At 37.7% G+C, this 18,561-nt stretch carries 20 protein-coding genes; 13 read left to right on the top strand and 7 right to left on the bottom strand.

Translation table 11 applies throughout. The features are described 5' to 3' along the window. Window positions 1-55 precede the first annotated feature (55 nt). Window positions 56-1,267 (bottom strand): EAL domain-containing protein, encoded by a 1,212-nt coding sequence (locus SB717_RS02560; RefSeq protein WP_074678448.1) that lies wholly within the window; start codon window positions 1,265-1,267, stop codon window positions 56-58. 105 nt (window positions 1,268-1,372) lie between these two features. Next, on the bottom strand, window positions 1,373-2,137 hold the full coding sequence (fadH, locus tag SB717_RS02565; protein WP_074678450.1) for a 2,4-dienoyl-CoA reductase: 765 nt from the start codon (window positions 2,135-2,137) through the stop codon (window positions 1,373-1,375). Window positions 2,138-2,308: 171 nt separating this feature from the next. Here fadH and SB717_RS02570 point away from each other — a divergent pair, with 171 nt between their 5' ends. Both SB717_RS02570 and SB717_RS02575 read left to right on the top strand, forming a co-directional pair. Continuing rightward, the gene (locus SB717_RS02570) at window positions 2,309-3,175 is read left to right on the top strand and encodes a metallophosphoesterase (protein ID WP_074678452.1); all 867 of its coding nucleotides are present in this window, start codon (window positions 2,309-2,311) and stop codon (window positions 3,173-3,175) included. 145 nt (window positions 3,176-3,320) lie between these two features. After that, entirely contained in the window at window positions 3,321-3,644 is a 324-nt protein-coding gene (locus SB717_RS02575) for a hypothetical protein (RefSeq protein ID WP_074678454.1), read from the top strand. 39 nt (window positions 3,645-3,683) lie between these two features. Here the strand turns inward: SB717_RS02575 and SB717_RS02580 are convergent, their stop codons facing one another. Next, a complete protein-coding gene (locus SB717_RS02580; RefSeq protein ID WP_410903140.1) occupies window positions 3,684-5,807 on the bottom strand; it encodes an RNA degradosome polyphosphate kinase in 2,124 nt (707 codons plus the stop codon). A gap of 73 nt (window positions 5,808-5,880) precedes the next feature. Further along, the gene (locus SB717_RS02585) at window positions 5,881-7,407 is read right to left on the bottom strand and encodes a Ppx/GppA phosphatase family protein (protein ID WP_410903141.1); all 1,527 of its coding nucleotides are present in this window, start codon (window positions 7,405-7,407) and stop codon (window positions 5,881-5,883) included. A 109-nt stretch (window positions 7,408-7,516) separates the two neighbouring features. Between SB717_RS02585 and SB717_RS02590 the strand changes: the two genes are divergently transcribed. Both SB717_RS02590 and SB717_RS02595 read left to right on the top strand, forming a co-directional pair. Then, the gene (locus SB717_RS02590; protein WP_410903143.1) at window positions 7,517-8,029 is read left to right on the top strand and encodes a L,D-transpeptidase family protein; all 513 of its coding nucleotides are present in this window, start codon (window positions 7,517-7,519) and stop codon (window positions 8,027-8,029) included. A 254-nt stretch (window positions 8,030-8,283) separates the two neighbouring features. Further along, a complete protein-coding gene (locus SB717_RS02595; protein WP_013056025.1) occupies window positions 8,284-8,751 on the top strand; it encodes a YkyB family protein in 468 nt (155 codons plus the stop codon). 49 nt (window positions 8,752-8,800) lie between these two features. On the opposite strand, the gene SB717_RS02600 is transcribed toward SB717_RS02595, so the two are convergent. After that, window positions 8,801-9,706 carry a chemotaxis protein gene (locus SB717_RS02600; RefSeq protein WP_410903144.1) on the bottom strand — a complete coding sequence of 302 codons (906 nt, stop codon included), beginning with the start codon at window positions 9,704-9,706 and terminating at the stop codon, window positions 8,801-8,803. A gap of 301 nt (window positions 9,707-10,007) precedes the next feature. Between SB717_RS02600 and SB717_RS02605 the strand changes: the two genes are divergently transcribed. The 5 genes from SB717_RS02605 to SB717_RS02625 all read left to right on the top strand — a co-directional run bounded on the left by SB717_RS02605 (window position 10,008) and on the right by SB717_RS02625 (window position 13,375). Beyond that, window positions 10,008-10,607 carry a TetR/AcrR family transcriptional regulator gene (locus SB717_RS02605; RefSeq protein ID WP_410903145.1) on the top strand — a complete coding sequence of 200 codons (600 nt, stop codon included), beginning with the start codon at window positions 10,008-10,010 and terminating at the stop codon, window positions 10,605-10,607. Window positions 10,608-10,730: 123 nt separating this feature from the next. Continuing rightward, window positions 10,731-10,925, top strand: a complete 195-nt coding sequence (locus tag SB717_RS02610; protein WP_013056022.1) for a hypothetical protein — start codon at window positions 10,731-10,733, stop codon at window positions 10,923-10,925. A 203-nt stretch (window positions 10,926-11,128) separates the two neighbouring features. Beyond that, window positions 11,129-11,350 (top strand): IDEAL domain-containing protein, encoded by a 222-nt coding sequence (locus SB717_RS02615; protein ID WP_098621509.1) that lies wholly within the window; start codon window positions 11,129-11,131, stop codon window positions 11,348-11,350. Window positions 11,351-11,446: 96 nt separating this feature from the next. Then, on the top strand, window positions 11,447-12,610 hold the full coding sequence (locus SB717_RS02620) for an aminotransferase A (protein ID WP_410903146.1): 1,164 nt from the start codon (window positions 11,447-11,449) through the stop codon (window positions 12,608-12,610). 153 nt (window positions 12,611-12,763) lie between these two features. Beyond that, window positions 12,764-13,375 (top strand): nitroreductase family protein, encoded by a 612-nt coding sequence (locus SB717_RS02625; protein WP_074678472.1) that lies wholly within the window; start codon window positions 12,764-12,766, stop codon window positions 13,373-13,375. Between the two features lie 36 nt (window positions 13,376-13,411). Here the strand turns inward: SB717_RS02625 and SB717_RS02630 are convergent, their stop codons facing one another. Continuing rightward, window positions 13,412-14,197 (bottom strand): SDR family oxidoreductase, encoded by a 786-nt coding sequence (locus tag SB717_RS02630; protein ID WP_074678474.1) that lies wholly within the window; start codon window positions 14,195-14,197, stop codon window positions 13,412-13,414. A gap of 144 nt (window positions 14,198-14,341) precedes the next feature. Here SB717_RS02630 and SB717_RS02635 point away from each other — a divergent pair, with 144 nt between their 5' ends. After that, window positions 14,342-15,037 carry a GNAT family N-acetyltransferase gene (locus tag SB717_RS02635; RefSeq protein ID WP_410903147.1) on the top strand — a complete coding sequence of 232 codons (696 nt, stop codon included), beginning with the start codon at window positions 14,342-14,344 and terminating at the stop codon, window positions 15,035-15,037. A 17-nt stretch (window positions 15,038-15,054) separates the two neighbouring features. Here SB717_RS02635 and SB717_RS02640 read toward each other — a convergent pair whose 3' ends face one another. Next, on the bottom strand, window positions 15,055-15,831 hold the full coding sequence (locus SB717_RS02640) for a hypothetical protein (protein ID WP_033578396.1): 777 nt from the start codon (window positions 15,829-15,831) through the stop codon (window positions 15,055-15,057). Between the two features lie 241 nt (window positions 15,832-16,072). Here SB717_RS02640 and SB717_RS02645 point away from each other — a divergent pair, with 241 nt between their 5' ends. From SB717_RS02645 to SB717_RS02655, 3 genes are all read left to right on the top strand, one after another. Further along, window positions 16,073-16,948 carry a LysR family transcriptional regulator gene (locus tag SB717_RS02645; RefSeq protein WP_410903148.1) on the top strand — a complete coding sequence of 292 codons (876 nt, stop codon included), beginning with the start codon at window positions 16,073-16,075 and terminating at the stop codon, window positions 16,946-16,948. A gap of 523 nt (window positions 16,949-17,471) precedes the next feature. Then, window positions 17,472-17,840, top strand: coding sequence for a CidA/LrgA family holin-like protein (locus SB717_RS02650; RefSeq protein ID WP_014461029.1), 369 nt, complete (start codon window positions 17,472-17,474; stop codon window positions 17,838-17,840). Further along, window positions 17,837-18,523, top strand: coding sequence for an LrgB family protein (locus tag SB717_RS02655; protein ID WP_013056013.1), 687 nt, complete (start codon window positions 17,837-17,839; stop codon window positions 18,521-18,523). Before SB717_RS02650 ends, SB717_RS02655 begins: the two co-directional genes overlap by 4 nt. The last annotated feature ends 38 nt before the right edge of the window (window positions 18,524-18,561 follow it).

The raw sequence follows: 18,561 nt of genomic DNA on the forward strand, positions 1-18,561 counted from the left end.
AAAAACCGGCAACCACTTTTGCTAGTTGCCGGTTTAACTTCTATTTATTTATTCTCTACAAAACGTCTCTTTCGTATAAAAAAGAATATGAAATATCAAGGAATATATAGTGCATATTATCAATTGGATACGAAAACGTTCGGATATTCTCGCCTGTTTCAATATCATTATACAAATCTGATAGTATGCCTTTTTTTTCATAGCTCATTCGAATAATATTTTCAAGAAAATATGGGCGCCAGCTCCAATTTTTCTTTACATATTCAGGCTCAAGAATCCAATCCTCGTTTTTCTTTACATAGTTAGAAGACTTTTGAAATCCATTTTCATCGCAGATGTAAAGGCGAAAACACACGTTGGATAGTTCTTCTGCAATAACAGGCAGCATCTCGTCATACGTTTCTAGCTTTCTGCACTTTGTCATTACCTGCTGCATTTTATCTTGAAAGCGTTCTGTCAGCTGATAAACAGCAAGCAGCTTTTTCTTTTCGTGAGCGATATACATTTCAAAACGTTCCTTTAGTTTATCCTTTAAGATGTCCGGATCGACAAGTTCAGCAGCCGGCTTATGTAAATAATAACCTTGAAAATACCTGCCTCCGTTTCTCCATGCATATTGCAGCTGATAGGAGGCTTCTATATCTTCGTATAGAAGCGTAGCACCCATTTTTCTTGCTAACAGAGATAAAGAATACAATACGTCTTGATACGACTGCGCCATGTCTGTTTGTCTTAGAATATGTAAATCTACTTTTAAGATATCTGGTGAAAGCAACCCAATCCTGTCTAGATTACTACTTTCTTTTCCTATATTATCAATTGCAATCTTAATACCATATGTTTGATAATACTTTAGTAAGTGTTGAAGTGATTCCAAATCTCCACTAAAATTGTGTTCTGTAATCTCAAGAACAATTCGATCAAGCGATAATCCTTTATTTTCGAAAAGTTGCAATAATTCTAGCAAGGATTCTCCATGATCGTTCATTAATAAATTAGGGTTCTGATTAATAAAAATTAAAAATTGTTCTTCCTGGGTCAACATATGCTCGAGCGCTTGTGTTAAAACAGCATAATCAACTTCTATGCGATATTCATCCGGAATCGCATCATCATGAAAGAATGGGCCGAGACTTTTAATTTCCCCTTCATCTTGAAACCTCGCCAACACTTCATAGCCAATTACTCTATGTCCATCTGCACTAAAAATTGCTTGATAATACGGAAGAGTTTTCTCTATGTTTGTTAATACATCTAACGGGTCCACTCAACTCTCCCCTCTCCTTGTTCACTTTACGTTAGTATAATACGAATAGCATAATTTTGCTAGTCCTTCTCGGTTTGCTTTATACTTTTTAGTGCGTATCCAAGCTTAAAAAGGATGCTGATTTAGCCATTGTCCCCCGTCCATTGTGATGCATTCACCATTGATATAAGACGCTTCATCGGAGAATAAGAAACTAGCTAATCCTGCTATCTCCTCAGGAGTTCCAAGGCGTCCTAATGGTACAGAATTTAATGTACGCGCTTTCATTTTTTCTGACTCAAATAATTTATCGGCTCCTCCTGTTCGCTCAATTGGCCCCGGCGCAATTGCATTCACCCGTATACCATATCTCTTTCCCCACTCTACTGCGAGCGTGCGCGTCATGGTTAAAACTCCTGACTTGGCACAAGCTGAATGAATAACACCTGCTCCTGCATTCCAGGCATATGTAGCCACAATGTTTGTAATGGCTCCTTTTGCACCTTTATCGATCCAATATTTTCCTACTGCGGAACTGCAATAAAATGTACCATTTAATACGATATTAATTACGCTGTTCCATCCGTTAATGGATAAATCTTCAGCTGCACATATAAAATTGCCTGCAGCATTATTAACTAAAAAATCAATTTGTCCAAATGCCTTGTCTGTTTCTTGAACCATTCGTTCCACATCTTCTGGATTGCGTACATCCATCACCACTGAAAGTACCTGTCCATCAAATGTTTTAATTTCATTTTCCGTCTCTTGTAATCGATCGGCTGACCTGCCTGTGATTACCACATGAGCACCTTGTTCTGCAAATCGCTTCGCCATATGTTTTCCCATTCCACTTGAACCGCCAGTAACAATTACGACCTTGTTCTTCAATTTATCTTCCTCCCCAAAACATAAGTGTTTTACAACTTTTATTTTACTATTTTTTCTGAATAAAGTGAAACTTTTATCTATTTAACTTAAAAGCAGACTTCTCGTTGTGATGATAAAAAAAACAATGCTATAATGAAAACTTGAAAACTATAAGGAATAGGTTGATTTTGCATGAAAAAGACGTATACAAGACGATCTTTTTTGAAAGGACTAGCGTCCATTTCGTTAGGGTCTTTGCTCACCACGTCTTTTGGGTATACATATGCCAAATATATTGAGCCTAGACGTCTGCAAATTGTTCGTCATACAATTACTTCTAAAAACATTCCGAAAAGCTTTAACGGAATAAAAATTTTACAATTTAGTGATATTCACCTTGGACTCTCTTATGATTTATTACAACTAGAACAGCTTATGGTAACCATAAATAATTTGAAGCCTACTATTATATTGTTTACTGGAGATTTAATGGATGTACCTAATGAATACCCGCATCCAGAAAGAATCCCCCCGATTTTACAAAGGCTTCAGGCTCCTCTTGGAAAATACGCAATATATGGAAACCATGATCATGGAGGGTATGGAACAAACATCTACAAACAAGCCATTGAAGACGCAGGATTTAGACTTCTAGTAAATGAAGTTGACACGGTGTCCATGCCTGATAAAAGCTACATTCACATTTGTGGACTCGATGATATTATGCTTGGGAATCCACAATATGAGGGAACGCTAGGGCAATTACAGCCGGATATCTTTTCTATTGCTATGATTCATGAACCTGACGTTGCTGTCAAAGCAGCTCCTTTCCCAGTGGATCTTCAGCTCTCCGGCCATAGTCATGGAGGCCAAATTCAAATTCCTTTTTACGGCCCTTTGATTACACCGCCCTTTGGGACGGTTTACCCTGAAGGAATGTACGAAGTTGGAGATTCTAAAATGAAGCTTTATGTGAATAGAGGCTTAGGAACCACGCGCATTCCTTTTCGTTTTTTAGCTACGCCTGAAATTACGCTTTTCACCTTGCAAAAAACATAAAAACGCCCCTACAGGGCGTTTTTATGTTGATTGTCTTTTTTTAGCTGATCATGACCGCCTAATTCTAGTCTTAAAGAAATAAACCAGGCTCAAAAGCTTTCGTTCAGCCATACACTACAAAGACAACTGACAAGGAGGTTAAATTATGTACTATCAATATCCCTATGCAGGATATCGTAATATTCCAAATGGTGACGAGCGCTTTTTTGGATTTCCTTTTGTTGCTGGCTTAGCTGGTGGGCTGCTTGGCGGACTAGCTGTTGGCGGTTTTGGAGGCAGACCTGGGTGCTGTCCACCACCTTATCCTTATCCGGTTCCGTTTTACGGCGGTGGATTTCCTGGAGGTGGATTTCCTGGAGGTGGATTTCCTGGAGGAGGCTACCCTGGTGCCGGCTATGGAGGCGGTGCTCCTGTCTATAACACATATTACGGACCTGGATACGGTCCTGTTGGTCCCATTCCTAGATAATAACATGACTAAAAAGCCGAGCACTCGGCTTTTTTTATATTATTCCTCATCGTCGCAAAGAGCATATTGACAAAAGATCTCTTGACTATTAATAGAGAGCTCATGTTCTTTTTTTATGACGTAATGATAATTCCCTTCTGAATCTTGTTCTCGTGCTTTTACATTATCAGCAAGCATAATTTTAAGCCACTTCCACACTTTTTTTTTCAAATGTGTATCCAAGATAGGAAATAAAATTTCTACTCGTTTCACCATATTTCTTGTCATCATATCCGCAGATGAAAAGAAAAACTTTTCCTGTTTATTATGATGAAAATAATAAATTCGGCTATGTTCTAAAAATCGTCCCACAATGCTTCTTACTCTTATATTCTCGCTAACGCCTTCAATTTGAGGGCGCAAGCAGCATGCTCCTCTAACAATGAGTTCGATTGTCACACCCGCTATAGAAGCTTCATATAGCTTCATAATTAAAATTTTATCCGTCAATGAGTTCATCTTCCCAATGATTCTTCCATTGCCATACCGTCTGTGATAATGGATTTCCTTATCAATGAGATGCAAAAAATCATTTCTTATATCAAATGGTGCAACGGATAAATGATGATATACTGGTTTTTGCGTATAGCCACTTAAGTAATTAAAAAAATTGGCCGCATCTATCCCGATGTTTCGGTTGACAGTGAAAAGACTTATATCCGTATAGATCTTTGCCGTCGCATCGTTGTAATTCCCAGTACCAAGATGAACAAATCGCTTAATATGCTCTCCTTCCCTTCTCATCACGAGCGTAATTTTACCATGCGTTTTTAAATGCGTCATTCCATATATCACGTGGCATCCTGCCCGCTCTAACTCTTTAGCCCATTGCACATTATTCTTTTCATCAAACCTTGCTTTTAGTTCAACTAGTACCGTCACTTGTTTACCTTTTGCAGCCGCTCTTTTTAATGCTTTAATAACGGGAGAATCTCCGCTTACCCTGTATAACGTCTGCTTAATAGCTAGCACATTTTCATCGTCTGCTGCACAGTTCACAAAATCAAGTACCGGCTTAAACGATTCATAAGGATGATGAAGCAAGATGTCTCTTTGAATCATTTGGTCGAAAACATTTTGATCCGGGTGTAACTCTGTTGTAAGCTTAGGAATAAAGGTTTTTTCAGCGAGCTCTTCATGCGTAGATTTAAGTAATCTATAAAATGAAAATAAACTGGTTAAGTCCAGCTGTACGTTGATCTCATACACATCTTCATCGTCAATTTCAAGGACTGACTTTAAATACGCTAGTACACCCAGATCATATGGACTCTTAATCTCAAGCCGAACAGCCGCTCCCCATTTTCGCTTCTGCAACTCTTCTTCAATCTCTTTTAGTAAATCTTGAGCGTCTTCTTCGTGAATAGTCATATCTGCGTTGCGTGTAATTCGAAATTGAGAAACGGAAGAAACGTGATACCCCTTAAACAATTTTTTAATAAAATAGGCAATCACATCCTCTAGCAATATAAATAGACGGGTAGAATCTGACGTAGCTATTTCAATATAGCGCGTTAGCATCGAAGGTACTTGGACGATAGCTAGTCTTCCTTTTATCTCGGCAATTTGCTGCTCATCATTTAACTTTTCTGAAAGGACGACTGCTAAGTTCAAGCTTTTATTCATCAACATAGGAAACGGCCGGTAGGTATCGATAGCCATAGGAGTTAATACGGGAAAGATTTGCTCGTCAAAATACTGTTCAAGCTTATCTAGATTTGATTTCTCCAGCTTTTCAATGGTAATGATTTCCACACCGTATTTCTGTAATTCGGGAAGAAGTGTGTGAATATACGTATCATACTGCTGCTTGACAAGATTGTGGTTTTGTTTGGAGATAGAGAATAGCTGCTGTGTAGGAGTTAAGCCTGCTTTGTTTTCGGGTTTATTAAATCCAGCCTTCACCTGATCTTTTAACCCCGCTACCCGAATCATAAAAAACTCATCCAGATTCGAACTGAAAATCCCTAGAAATTTAAATCGCTCAAGCAAAGGGTTTTTCGTATCTACAGCTTCTTCCAGCACCCGCTTGTTAAAGGCCAGCCAGCTCAATTCACGATTATTGTAATAAGCTGAATCAGCCACTTGTATGGTTTGCTTATAAGTGCGATTACTTTCTAACATTAGCCTCACCTTCCAGGATAATGGATTTAATCTAGTTAGCTATACTGAATATTCTAACCGATCCAGCGTTATTCTAAAGCTTAGTAAATTCAAGAACAATATTTTTTTTTACTACTTTTTCTAGATGCTTTTTTTGTTTTTCAGCCTGATACTGTTCAGGAAGAAAGGTTTTTGTACATAATAGTTTAATCGTAACTGTGTTTCCATCACTTTTCATGTCAATATGTTGAACAACATTTCGCTTTGTTGCATGTAAGCCATCAGCTATTTTTAAAACCGCACCGAGCAGCTGGACTTTTTTTTGTTCTTCTTTTGTTAACCACTTTTTAAAAGGAGCAACATATTGCCTAAAAGAAGACCTCCCTTTATATGAAGAAACAAGTGCCAGCTTTAAACGTTCTCTATGTGAAATTCCATCTATTGTACGATTAGCAAGCACATAAAACGTATGCTGGCTGCTTGATTCCGCATCAATATACTCTCCTATATCATACACTTGCGCAGCTTTTATAAGAAGCTCTAGGTCATCCTCTTTTAAATCAACCGGTCCCTGCTCCCTAAGATGCTGAAACATCATAATAGCTGTGCGCGTAAGCTGTTTGACGTACTCTTTACTTACTTCAAACTCTTCCATTATTTCTTGAAAACTTTGCTGTATGACGTCCGGGTACATTGGCTGGATATTAGCATCAGATGCTTCTTTAAATAACACCCCTTCTCTCAAGCCTTTGCGGCTTAAGATAAAGCGAGTCGCGTTCACGGTTTCATATACTGATTGAAATACTTCAATCGCTGGCAAAATTGTCTCCGCACGATCTTTTGACAAGCGGTCTAGCTTTTGAAGATTGTGATAAGACAATGAGCCAATAGCCGATTTCACATGCAATATATCAGCTAAATTCATTTCATATTGATGCAGCCCCGCGAGAGGATAGTGGATAAAACCTTGATGCAGTTGCACCATACTTCTTGCACTTCCTCCAATTGCTACAATCGGAACATGGCGATTTAAAAGCCACGGAACAGTATGGAAATGCCGGAGCACGAAATCCCGGATTTTCACTTTTTCTTCTGCAGTGGGAATATTGCCTTTGACGAACTGCAGACTTAGAGATAAGGTACCGAACGGAAAGCTGTGGTACTGCACTAACTCTCGATTGTGAAAATACGTAACTTCCGTACTTCCCCCGCCAATGTCAATTGTAATGGCTTCTTCGATCGAAGTGGAATGAATAACGGCAACAAAGCCGTAATACGCTTCTTCATATTCAGACAATAGTTGAATAGAAAAGCCCGTTTCTTTTTTTACAACCGCTAGAATTTCTTTTGCATTAGTCGCTTGACGGATGGTAGCTGTGGCCACACAAGTAACGTGCGGCAGCTGATGATGCTTGGTAATAACTCCAAACGTTTTAAACGTATCAAGTAAGGTATATATTCCTTTAGCCGTTAACACTCCTTCTTTACTTAAATAATTTCGAAGCCGTGCAGCTACTTTCACGTTTTCAATTTGCTTAAACCCTCTGCCTTTTTTGTATTTATAAATAACAAGGCGTATCGTATTTGAACCTATATCAATCAGTCCATGCTTATAAGTCAATGTAATGTCAACACCTTTTTCAAAATAACTTTATGCTCACAAAAGTCACTTTTACTTTTTCCAATCGTATACTGTTACAACATAGTCATATATCAAAGGAGCGAAGTTAATGAGATATATAGTAAAGCGGGGTGAAACCTGGCAAAGCGTTTCAGGTGACTACCGGATTCCGGTTGAAGACCTGTGGATGGCTAATCCTTTTGTAAACCATCGTACGCTGAAGCCTGGGCAAGTAATCATCATTCCAAACCTCCCAGATAAAGAGCTCATTCCTTACACAATCCACGTGTTTATTGCTGAAAAACAGCTTGAATTACGAAGAAACAATATCATACAAAAAGTCTATCCTATTGCAGCAGGAAAAATGCTGAGCGCAACCCCTACTGGAGACTTTGTTATCGTTAACCGGGAACCAAACCCCGGGGGGCCTTTTGGTACAATGTGGCTAAGCTTGTCTAAGAAGTCCTATGGCATTCACGAAACAAATGATCCAAGTTCTATTGGAAAAGCCGTATCCAAAGGATGCATTCGCATGTATAATGCCCAAGTAAACGAACTAGCTCAAATTGTGCCAAATGGTACTGGTGTTTATATTCGACCTTCTCGGCGAATGGCTCAATAGTTCAGGATTTACTAATTGATGATTGTGTAACTGTGTGAGCAGCATTTTAAAAAAAGAGAAAGTATAGCGTGCTGTTCCACTTTACTTGTATAAGGAAGCGTAACAAAACAAACCCTATACATAAGAAATTTCATTAATTACCAAAATACTTCTTCGTGTAATTATTTTCAAATGGGACAAGACACGCTATAATGAACGTATCAGCTTTCACCTTATAGGTTGAACAGCTGATACGATAGAAAGGGAGTGAACGTATGTCTCAAGCAAATGGACAAGGCTCTTTGACCCCGTCTGTATCTGAGATTGCACAAGCTATTTTCACTGTAAATCGTCACGCAAAAGCTGCTCCTGATCCTAAGCAGTTATATACGTTAAAGAAAATTGCATTAGATCAACTAATTTTAGAAGGAAAAGCAAAAAAAGAAGGACTTCACTTTTCGCCAAACCCTGGTAAAAGTCAACAAAAATCAGATGTACTTGTATCAGTTGGAGACTACTTTTTCCATATGCCTCCAAAGAAAGAAGACTTCAAAGAGTTATCACACCTCGGCCATTTAAACCATCAGTATCGAAATCCCAAAACGACTATGTCATTATCTTATGCGAAGCGCTTATTATCTAAATATACGGGTCATCTTGTACAGCCGGCCAAAAGCCCTGTTTCGACTCCAAGAAAACGGCAAGCACCTGTGTTTAAACCGCTGGGTAAAAGTTATTTTTAAAAAAGTGCCTGAAGTGGAGCAATCTGCTTTCAGGCACTTTTTTGTCATCCTACAAAATATAGAGATCAATCAGCTCAACAAGCTCTCCGATTTCCGGCTTACTTACTTGTCCTTCCGCTCCTACCATCTTTCCCTTGTGACGTAAATCTTCTGTGATAAGAGAAGAGAAAATAATGACTGGAAGGATAGAAAGCTGAGGATTTTCTTTCACTTTTTTAGTTAAATGATGTCCATCCAGTTGCGGCATTTCTATATCTGTAATAAGCAGCTGGACTTGATCACTGATTTCCACTCCTTCATCAATCACCGAGCTTAGATAGTTCCATGCTTCCTCACCGTTCTCAAAAAACTCCGTGTTTTCATAACCTGCTTGTGCAAGAATATCTTGAATCATTCGGCGCAGCAGCGGCGAGTCTTCAGCCACGACAATCTTTTTATTGGAGCGTTCCCTGGCCCCTAGCTTTTTTATTATCGACTGATTAATACCCGCATCAGGGTTCACGTCAGAAAGCAGCTTTTCAAAGTCTAAAAGCAGAATCATTTGTCCGTTTAATTTTACCACTCCAGTAATCTGCGTTTCAAAACCTTGATACAAATCTGAAGGCTTCTCAATTTCTTTCCAAGAAATACGGTGAATTTGCGTCACTGCATGGGTATGAAAGACAATTTTTTGCTGATTGAACTCTGTAACAATTAACTTATCTTTTTCCGGCGTATTTGAAGGTTCCATTTTTAACGCTTTTGTTATGTCAACAACAGGAAGAACTTCCCCTCTTAGCTCTATAATACCTTCTATGTAAGAATGCGCATTTGGAACAGGTGTAATAGATACGGGGTTAATAATCTCTCTAACTTTTACTACATTGATGCCAAATAAAACATTTCCTATCTCAAATTCGACAATTTCCAGTTCGTTTGTACCACTTTCTAACAATATTCCTTTATCTTGATTCATATCACTTACTCCTCTCATCTCACCTGCTTACCTAATAGTCCATATTTCCTATTATAGTAACTGTCTCTTATATCCGCAAAGAAAAATTTTCTTATTTTGTTATCTTTTTCCTTGAACATATACATAAAATATTGTTTTACGAATTAACAGAATATTATATACTATATAAAAACATGAGCGCCGATCCTTTTGTCTCATCCTCTGCTCAGTTTTTTACTTGCTCTAATTTACTTCTCTATACTAGATACTAGCTTATGAACTTGAGTCAAACGACCACTCCTATTCAAATGAGGTGTAATTTATGAACAGAGGATTACAAAAAGAAGAAACAAAAAAACGCATCCAAAAAGCAGCTATCTCTTTATTCCAGCAGCAGGGATATCAAAAAACGACTGTGTCTCAAATTACGCATGAAGCGGGTGTCGCAAAGGGAACATTCTTTAATTACTTCAAAACAAAAGAGGAAGTTCTTCACTACCTTGGAATTAATTTTACAAACCGTATCTCCTATAAATTAGAACAGCTCCTTCAAACCGAAGAATCAACTGCTGCCATTGTTAAACAACTGTTTTTATTACTAGCACAATCAAACGAAGAAGCGAACCCTCACTTAATCCGTTCTTGGTTTTATATCGCTATTACCAACAGTTCCTTTCAACAATCTGAAATTCTTCAAATTGAAAAAATGCGTGCTCATTTTACAAAAGTTTTTCAAACAGGACAAGACCGAGGTGAACTTATAGTCGACATCCCTGCCGAAGAAATGGCTTCTATTGCAATACTTAATTTTTTTGGCACACTTCTCTACTGGTGTATCAACCAACCCGACTCTGTTGCCCTTCAAGAAAGAATAGACAAGTCGGTTACTCTTCTATTTAGAGGTTTTCTTATTCATTCCTAAAAGCTCCTAAAAGCCTGTTCACAAATTTTTAACAAGAAATCGAAGATAGCTGTGGACTCTACAGCCAAAACGGTTTATACTACACAAAGTGAATGAATAATCTTAAAAGAAGGTGTTCGTAATATGAAAGGCTCCGTCATTCTTTTTAATGACGATAATGAAATGACCATTATTGAAAACGTAGAAGAAGCTGTATATCAAGATATTAAAGAACAAGAAGGCTCTGATCACTGCGTTGTAACATTGGACGATCATGAAGTTGATTTTGGCTACGTTTCCCCCGTTTATTGGCGTGAAGGCCAAATACATACTGACTAATATACAAGACCTGCATATATATGCAGGTCTTTTTATGCGCTTACTTCTTTGAGTCTAGAATCGAATGTGAAGCAAGGAACCTCTGATTTCCTAACACATACCTTAGCACATTCGCAGCTAAAAACAGGGTTAACAACTATATAGAAAGGGTACATTTCAAGTAATAGAAGCTGCGTTTTATTTTAAAAAAGGAGGTTTATGTTATGAGTTCTTATCGAAAAAATATGAATCACTATCCTCACTCATCTCAGTACACGCCTTACCAACACTATTACGCGAAAGAAGCTAATCGTATTTTAACGACTATGAGTACAAACTTTAATAAACAGTATCTAAAATCTCTTATTGATGATGCGTTGGATAACAGAGACGAAGAACAATTTTATGAACTAACAACTGCCTATAATAAGTTATATAACACCTAACTTAAAACCACTATTTGCAAAATGCGCAAATAGTGGTTTTTTACCTATTTTCATTGTGATAAAATGAGTTGAAAATACGCGGAAGGATTTGAAACCATGGAGCACTTAATCAATAAACGTGTCAAAGAAATTGAACTATCAGGAATACGTACATTTTATAATATGGTCTCACACTATCAAGATGTTTTATCTCTCACAATTGGACAACCTGACTTCTTAACACCACAACATGTAAAAGAAGCGGCAAAATCTGCAATTGATGATAATCAAACTTCTTATACCCACAATGCTGGAACAATAGAACTACGCGAGGCAGCAGCTCAATTTGTCAAAGAAAAATATGACTTGCACTATAACCCAGCTGATGAAGTTATTGTGACCATTGGAGCTAGTCAAGCAATTGATATTGCTCTTCGCACCATTTTAGAAGAAGATTCCGAAGTTATTTTACCTGGACCTGTTTACCCAGGATACGAACCGCTTATCCGGTTAAACGGCGCTAAACCTGTACATATTGATACAACCGAAACAGGATTTCGACTAACAGCGGATTTAATCCAGCAACATTTGACGTCTAAAACAAGATGCGTTATCTTACCTTATCCGTCTAATCCTACAGGCGTGACGTTGTCACAGCAAGAATTAGAAGAAATTGCTGCTCTTTTAAGCGATAAAAATATTTTTGTACTATCTGATGAAATATACAGTGAGCTCGTTTTTGATAAAAAACATCAGTCCATTGCCTCCATTTCATCTATGAGAGAGAAAACAATAGTTATTAATGGAGTATCAAAGTCTCATTCCATGACAGGCTGGCGAATTGGTCTTTTATTTGCTCCTTCTTATTTAGCCAAACATATTTTAAAAGTTCATCAATACAACGTGAGCTGTGCTTCTTCTGTCTCTCAAGCAGCTGCACTCGAGGCACTGACAGCAGGTAAAAACGATGCGGTAGATATGAAAAAAGAGTACGAACAAAGACTGAATTATGTGTATGACCGACTAGTAAACATGGGATTTGACGTAGAAAAGCCGACTGGTGCTTTTTATATCTTCCCTTCTATTCAGAACTTCCACGGTAATTCATTTGATTTTGCCCTGGAGCTAGTCAAAGAAGCGGGTGTTGCACTAGTACCCGGCAGCGCTTTTTCTTCCTACGGTGAAGGATATGTACGCCTATCGTATGCGTATTCTATGAACACGCTGCGTGAAGCCTGTGATCGAATTGAAGCTTATCTTACATCTCGTCAATCACGTTAAACCGATGGTAAGAAGTGTATGCATTTCTTTGGCGAGTGACCGCACATAAGAGTGGGTATACTAAAAGCATATAAATTGACTTCAATAGTGTATCATTATAAAATGTGCATCGATTGACTAAAGAAATACATACTTTTAACGGAGGTTTTTATTATGACAAAAGATTTTTTTGATGTGGTAAATGAACGTACATCGATTCGAGAATATGACTCTTCAGCTAAATTAAGCAAAGAAGAATTAACGGAACTTTTAGAAGCAACAGTGAAGTCACCATCAGCTTGGAACTTACAGCACTGGCATTTCGTTGTTATTACAGACCAAGATGCGAAAGAACGTCTACTTCCAATTGCTTACAACCAAAAACAAATTACAGAAGCAGGCGCTGTAGTAGCTGTCTTAGGTGATTTAGAAGCCAATAAAAATGTAGATGACGTGTACGATCCGCTAGTCGAAGCAGGTCACATGACAGAAGACGTAAAAAATATTTTGTCAGGACAAATTAACGGCGCTTATAAAAACAGTGCTTTTGCTCGCGATGCAGCGTTTACGAATGCTTCCCTTGCTGCTATGACATTCATGCTTGCAGCAAAAGCAAAAGGATTAGACACTTGTTCAATGGGCGGATTTAACGCACAAAAATTTGTAGAAGAATTTAAAATTGAGGATCGATACATTCCAGTTATGCTTATCTCAGTTGGAAAAGCGGCGAAAGAAGCACATGCTAGCGATCGTTTACCATTAGATCAAGTTACAACTTGGATTTAACAAAAAACCCTGCAGCTGCAGGGTTTTTCTATGTAACTAAATGGATTTCACCATGCCTCCGTCGATTAGAAATGACTGGCCTGTCATATATGAATTCGCTCCGGAGACAAAGAAAGCAACGGCTTTAGCAAACTCTTCAGGCTGACCGTAGCGCTTAAGAGGAATTTGGTTTCTCATCTCTTCTTCAATTTCTGAAACGTCTACTCCCAATTTTTCAGCACGAATGGTATCTAGCTCTTTCACTCGGTCTGTTGCGATTCTTCCTGGTGCAACCGTGTTAATTAAGATACCGTCCTCTGCTAGTTCTGCAGCAAGTGTTTTGGTAAGTCCCACGATTCCTGTACGGAAGGTATTTGACAGAATAAGTCCAGCAATTGGCTCTTTAATGGAAGAAGAAGCAATATTGACAATACGTCCTCCGCTCTTTTTCATAACGGGCACTACCTCACGAATAATACGAATATAGCTGAGGAGATTTAATTCAAATGCATGCTTCCAATCATCATCTGTTAACGAAAGGAAGTTCCCAGCTTTAGGACCTCCTGTATTATTAATTAAAATATCAATAGTTCCAAACGTATCTACTGTGTATTGAATAACATCTTGAATATCCTCAGTTTTTGTGACATCTGCCGTTTTATGTAACACTTGTCCGCTTCCAAGATATGAAATCTCTTCCGCTACTTGGGCTAGTTTCTCTTCTGAACGACTTGCAATCATAACGTTTGCGCCCTCTTCTGCAAGCCTGGCAGCAATCGCTTTGCCAAGCCCTTGGCTGCCTGCAAATACAAGCGCTGTTTTTCCTTTTAATTCAACATCCATTTCTTTCACCTCGTCTAATAGTTCGAATCTTTTTAACTTTATCACGTTCTCGTCAAATTCTTCAATAAATATGAAAGAATTTCTATTCTTATATGGTATACTGAATTATCTGATAATTTTTTTGAAAAAGGAGGCAAAAAAGCAGTGTATAAAAAGCAATGCTTTGTCTTTCATCAAAATAAGCCTGTAATATGTACGGTACGATCATATACATCGAATGACTTCGATGAGTTGATTCGGATTCAAGAAGAAAGTTTTCCCCCTCCTTTCCCTTCTGAATTATTATGGAGCAAAGATCAGTTAAATAACCATGTTTCCCTTTTTCCGGATGGAGCGCTATGCGTAGAGATAGACGGGACAATATGCGGATCTATCACAAGCGCAATTGTTTCAGTGGAAGGAAATGCGGCTCACACATGGGATGAGGTAACAGGAAGTGGATATATTCATACGCACGACCCTTCTGGTAATACGCTTTATGTAGTAGACGTGTGCGTCACTCCTTCGCATCGATCAATGGGGCTCGGGAAACTGCTTTTGCAGTCTTTATATGAAGTTGTGATTCATTACAAGTTAGAAAGGCTGCTCGGCGGGTGCCGCATCCCTGGATACGCACCAGTGTCTTCCTTGTACACGCCCGTTGAATACATAAACCTTGTATCAGCTGGAACTCTCTACGACCCCGTTATGACCTTTTTGATGCGCTGTGGCAGAACGCCTATTGGCCTTGCAGCAAATTATATTGAAGATGAAGATTCACACAACTACGCCGTACTAATGGAATGGAAAAATCCATTTTATAAGGCTATTCAAAAAGAGGCTGAGACAAAAGTATTTTAGCCCAGCCTCTTTTTAGATTATTGAACTTCTTCAATGCTCCACTCTAGTTCTTTATGAGTGAGAACAAGATGCGCCTGCAATTTACTCATCTCTTTGTGCTCAAACCGATCATTATACATTTCATTCATATCGTCAAAATCACCGATTGTATACAAAGGAATTTTAATATCTTTACGGGATTGCACCATATGTTCGAAATCAATAAACAAACCGTCATTTGTTAAAGTAAGAAGAGTATTTGCCAAAACAAGCGGCAAAATCGGATATTCTAACTTCTTCCTTCTAAATACAAATCTTTTTTGCTTAATTGCTGACATTTTTAACGGAATGATTCGGCTTAAAATATGCTTCATATCATACACGTCTCGAAAATAGATTTTGTTATAAAATCCATCATCATGAGCTAAATAAACAAATTGATTACCGAGTTTATTATTAAATGGCGAATTGAGCGGTTTTTTTAAATGACCTAAATACAGCAGCGCTGCAATATCTTGAGGTTCTAACAAATCTAACGAAGATATATCCTCAAAATCAATCCAACAAAAATCGCCATAATTATAAACATCATCCTCTGCTAAAAGATGAATTTGTTCTTCTTCTACGTAGTCCATATGGGTTTGGTAATGGTAATCACTGTCTTCAAAACCGTGCTTTAACAATAATATATTTGCAAGCGGCGTAGGAAGGGAATGATAAAACTCTTTAAATTCAATTCCATATGTAATAAAGCATTTTTTATTTACATGGCCATTAATATAAACGATATCTCTTATTTCATCTGCTTTACTCAACCGTTCTAACCACCTTATTGATTGATTCTGTGATCGATATGTAACCGTTCTACTGATTTATATATTATACTTCTAAAATAAACAATGTGTAAATATATATTGTTGGCAATTTCTTTTGTATTCACTACCTCTTCTACTGATCATTTTATTTGATAGGAAAGAAAGGTATAGAGCTGATTGTGAATGTGGTAGAATGTGTGTATCTTAATAATTAGCATGTATGAACACGGAGGTATACAAAATGGATGTTCGCCATTTGCATTACTTAACAGAAGTGGCTAAACATAAAAATTTCACAAGAGCTTCTGAAGCGCTGCATATTTCTCAACCTTCTCTTAGTAAAATGGTTAAATCATTAGAAGAAGAGCTGGGCACACCTTTGTTTGATCGCGCTGGCAAACAAGTTCAGCTTACCGATGCAGGAATAATCGTGTACGAGCAAGCTGAAAGCATTTTATCTTCTCTCCGAGATTTATCGGATTCCCTCTATGATTTAATGCATTTAAAAAGAGGAACCATCAAAATAGGTATTCCCCCTATTATTGGTACATTGTTTTTTCCTACTATTATTAAAGCATTTCGAGAGCAATACCCTGAGATTCATATTCAATTAGTGGAATATGGCGCTAAAAGAATGCAAAAATTTGTGGAACAAGGAGAAGTGGATGTGGGCGTAGTTTTACTCCCAGTTGATGAAAACATGTTCTTTACGACTCCTTTAGCTCGAGAAACATTGCAGCTTGTTGTTCATAAATCTCATCCGTTGGCTCAGCATTCTACGATTTCATTAAAAGAGTTAAAAGATGAAACGCTTATTTCCTTTCATGAAGACTTCACCATGCATGAAATGGTCTATAACGAATGTTTAAAAAATGGGTTTACACCTAATATTGCTTTTAAAAGCTCTCAGTGGGACTTCATTGGAGAGCTGGTAGCTGCTAATCTCGGCATTGCTCTTTTCCCTTATTCATTATGTGAAAAGCTTGATTTGGAGCATGTGAAAGTAATTAATCTCGAGAATGCTATTCCATGGGAAATTGCTTTAATCGTTAAAAAAGATCGCTATATCTCTTATGCTACACAGGCTTTTATTGATTATTTTAAAAGTACAGTTTAACAAAGCTGAGACAAAAGTAGGTTAATTAAAAATCCGAACGAGTTTGATTCTCCATCAAGAATCAAACTCGTTCGGATTTTTTTCATGACGGTGAACGTAGGTTTCATATATGTAGCGATGTAACAAGTCATTCACACTGAATCGTTTATCCCCTCGGTTCGTCTTTAGATTGAATGGATGCAGGCATGTCTCCATCTCTTTTTTGATTTCCTTTTATAAAATAATTATACCTTATATTTCACAAACTCTTTTTTGAAAAGGTTACCAATGCATTTGTAAAGAGATTTCTTTCAACTATAACTAAAAAGAATAGTTATCATAGTTATTATATATTTCATATTATAGTCGTTTTTTTGTAAGATAAGTGTGTAGCATTCATTTACTTAAGTTGTATCCCCATTTGCAAAATCCAAATAGTTTCTCTTTTCCCATGATGGAGTCGTCTTTTCAGCATAGACGACTCCATTATTGTCTCAACAAACGAGGAATGAATGAATAAAAACATAAATAAAGGAGGCTAATCATGAAATTGATTATGGTGATTTTACAGATTTTATTACTAACGGCTCTGTTTTTAATAGGAGAAAGTATTTCACAGTGGTTTGACCTCCCAGTGCCAGGTAGTATCATCGGATTTTTCTTACTGTTTTTCTTACTGTATTTTAAAGTAATTAAATTAAGCTGGGTTGAACAAGGTGGAACACTGTTAGTGGGAGAACTATTATTATTTTTCATACCAGCCGTCGTTGGACTCATCAATTATGGAGATGTATTAATGCATTTTGGAATCCAGATTGTGATTATTATCACAATCAGTACGATTATTGTGATGTCTGTAACGGGAATCATTGCAGAACATATTTCAAGAAGAAAGGAAGGTTCGCTAAAATGACATTACTCACATGGATTGCTCTTCCGCTTACACTGCTCGTTTATGTCGGCACAAAAGTGCTCTATAAAAAATATAAGTCTATGCTAGTTTCCCCTATTTTACTAGCCCCCATTCTTTTAATTGGCATCTTATTAGTAACGAATGGCTCTTATGATCATTATAAGCAAGGTGCCAGTGCGATTAGCTTTATGCTTGGACCAGCAACTGTTGCTTTTGCTGTTCCTATGTTTAAATATTTTGATTTACTCAAAAAACATCGTGTTGAAATCAGCTTAAGCGTAGGGCTTGGAACATTTGCTGCCATGATTTCTTCCATGCTGTTAGCATTAGTGTTTCATTTACAATCAACGCTGGTTCATAGCTTGATCCCAAGATCGGTTACGATTCCTATTGCCGTTAATGTGTCTCAGACGCTAGGAGGCGATCCTAACATTACCATCATGTTTGTGATTATAACCGGTGTAGTAGGATGTATGGTTGCGCCAAAACTAATTAAACTCCTCGCACTGCACTCTTCTTTAGCAAGAGGTCTTCTTTTAGGAGTAGCTTCTCATGGGACAGGTACAGCAAGAGCTTTTGAATTTGGAAAAATTGAAGGTACTTTTTCTAGCCTCGGCATGATCGTAGCAGCACTTCTTACAATGCTGTTCGCAAATATGCTTCTGCCTACTATTTTCGCTTAAAAGATAAAAAAAGGTGTGATCATATATGATCACACCTT

The organism is Priestia sp. SIMBA_032, assembly GCF_046535215.1.
In the GTDB taxonomy this organism is placed as follows: Bacteria; Bacillota; Bacilli; order Bacillales; family Bacillaceae_H; genus Priestia; species Priestia aryabhattai.

Bases quoted from the DNA above. Each gene is read 5' to 3' on its own strand.
- SB717_RS02575 (WP_074678454.1), top strand. From the start codon at position 3,321: ATGTACTATCAATATCCCTATGCAGGATATCGTAATATTCCAAATGGT.
- SB717_RS02620 (WP_410903146.1), top strand. From the start codon at position 11,447: ATGGAGCACTTAATCAATAAACGTGTCAAAGAAATTGAACTATCAGGA.
- SB717_RS02605 (WP_410903145.1), top strand. From the start codon at position 10,008: ATGAACAGAGGATTACAAAAAGAAGAAACAAAAAAACGCATCCAAAAA.
- SB717_RS02650 (WP_014461029.1), top strand. From the start codon at position 17,472: ATGAAATTGATTATGGTGATTTTACAGATTTTATTACTAACGGCTCTG.
- SB717_RS02655 (WP_013056013.1), top strand. From the start codon at position 17,837: ATGACATTACTCACATGGATTGCTCTTCCGCTTACACTGCTCGTTTAT.
- SB717_RS02645 (WP_410903148.1), top strand. From the start codon at position 16,073: ATGGATGTTCGCCATTTGCATTACTTAACAGAAGTGGCTAAACATAAA.
- SB717_RS02595 (WP_013056025.1), top strand. From the start codon at position 8,284: ATGTCTCAAGCAAATGGACAAGGCTCTTTGACCCCGTCTGTATCTGAG.
- SB717_RS02610 (WP_013056022.1), top strand. From the start codon at position 10,731: ATGAAAGGCTCCGTCATTCTTTTTAATGACGATAATGAAATGACCATT.
- SB717_RS02630 (WP_074678474.1), bottom strand. From the start codon at position 14,197: ATGGATGTTGAATTAAAAGGAAAAACAGCGCTTGTATTTGCAGGCAGC.
- SB717_RS02625 (WP_074678472.1), top strand. From the start codon at position 12,764: ATGACAAAAGATTTTTTTGATGTGGTAAATGAACGTACATCGATTCGA.
- SB717_RS02580 (WP_410903140.1), bottom strand. From the start codon at position 5,807: ATGTTAGAAAGTAATCGCACTTATAAGCAAACCATACAAGTGGCTGAT.
- SB717_RS02570 (WP_074678452.1), top strand. From the start codon at position 2,309: ATGAAAAAGACGTATACAAGACGATCTTTTTTGAAAGGACTAGCGTCC.
- SB717_RS02600 (WP_410903144.1), bottom strand. From the start codon at position 9,706: ATGAATCAAGATAAAGGAATATTGTTAGAAAGTGGTACAAACGAACTG.
- SB717_RS02590 (WP_410903143.1), top strand. From the start codon at position 7,517: ATGAGATATATAGTAAAGCGGGGTGAAACCTGGCAAAGCGTTTCAGGT.
- SB717_RS02615 (WP_098621509.1), top strand. From the start codon at position 11,129: ATGAGTTCTTATCGAAAAAATATGAATCACTATCCTCACTCATCTCAG.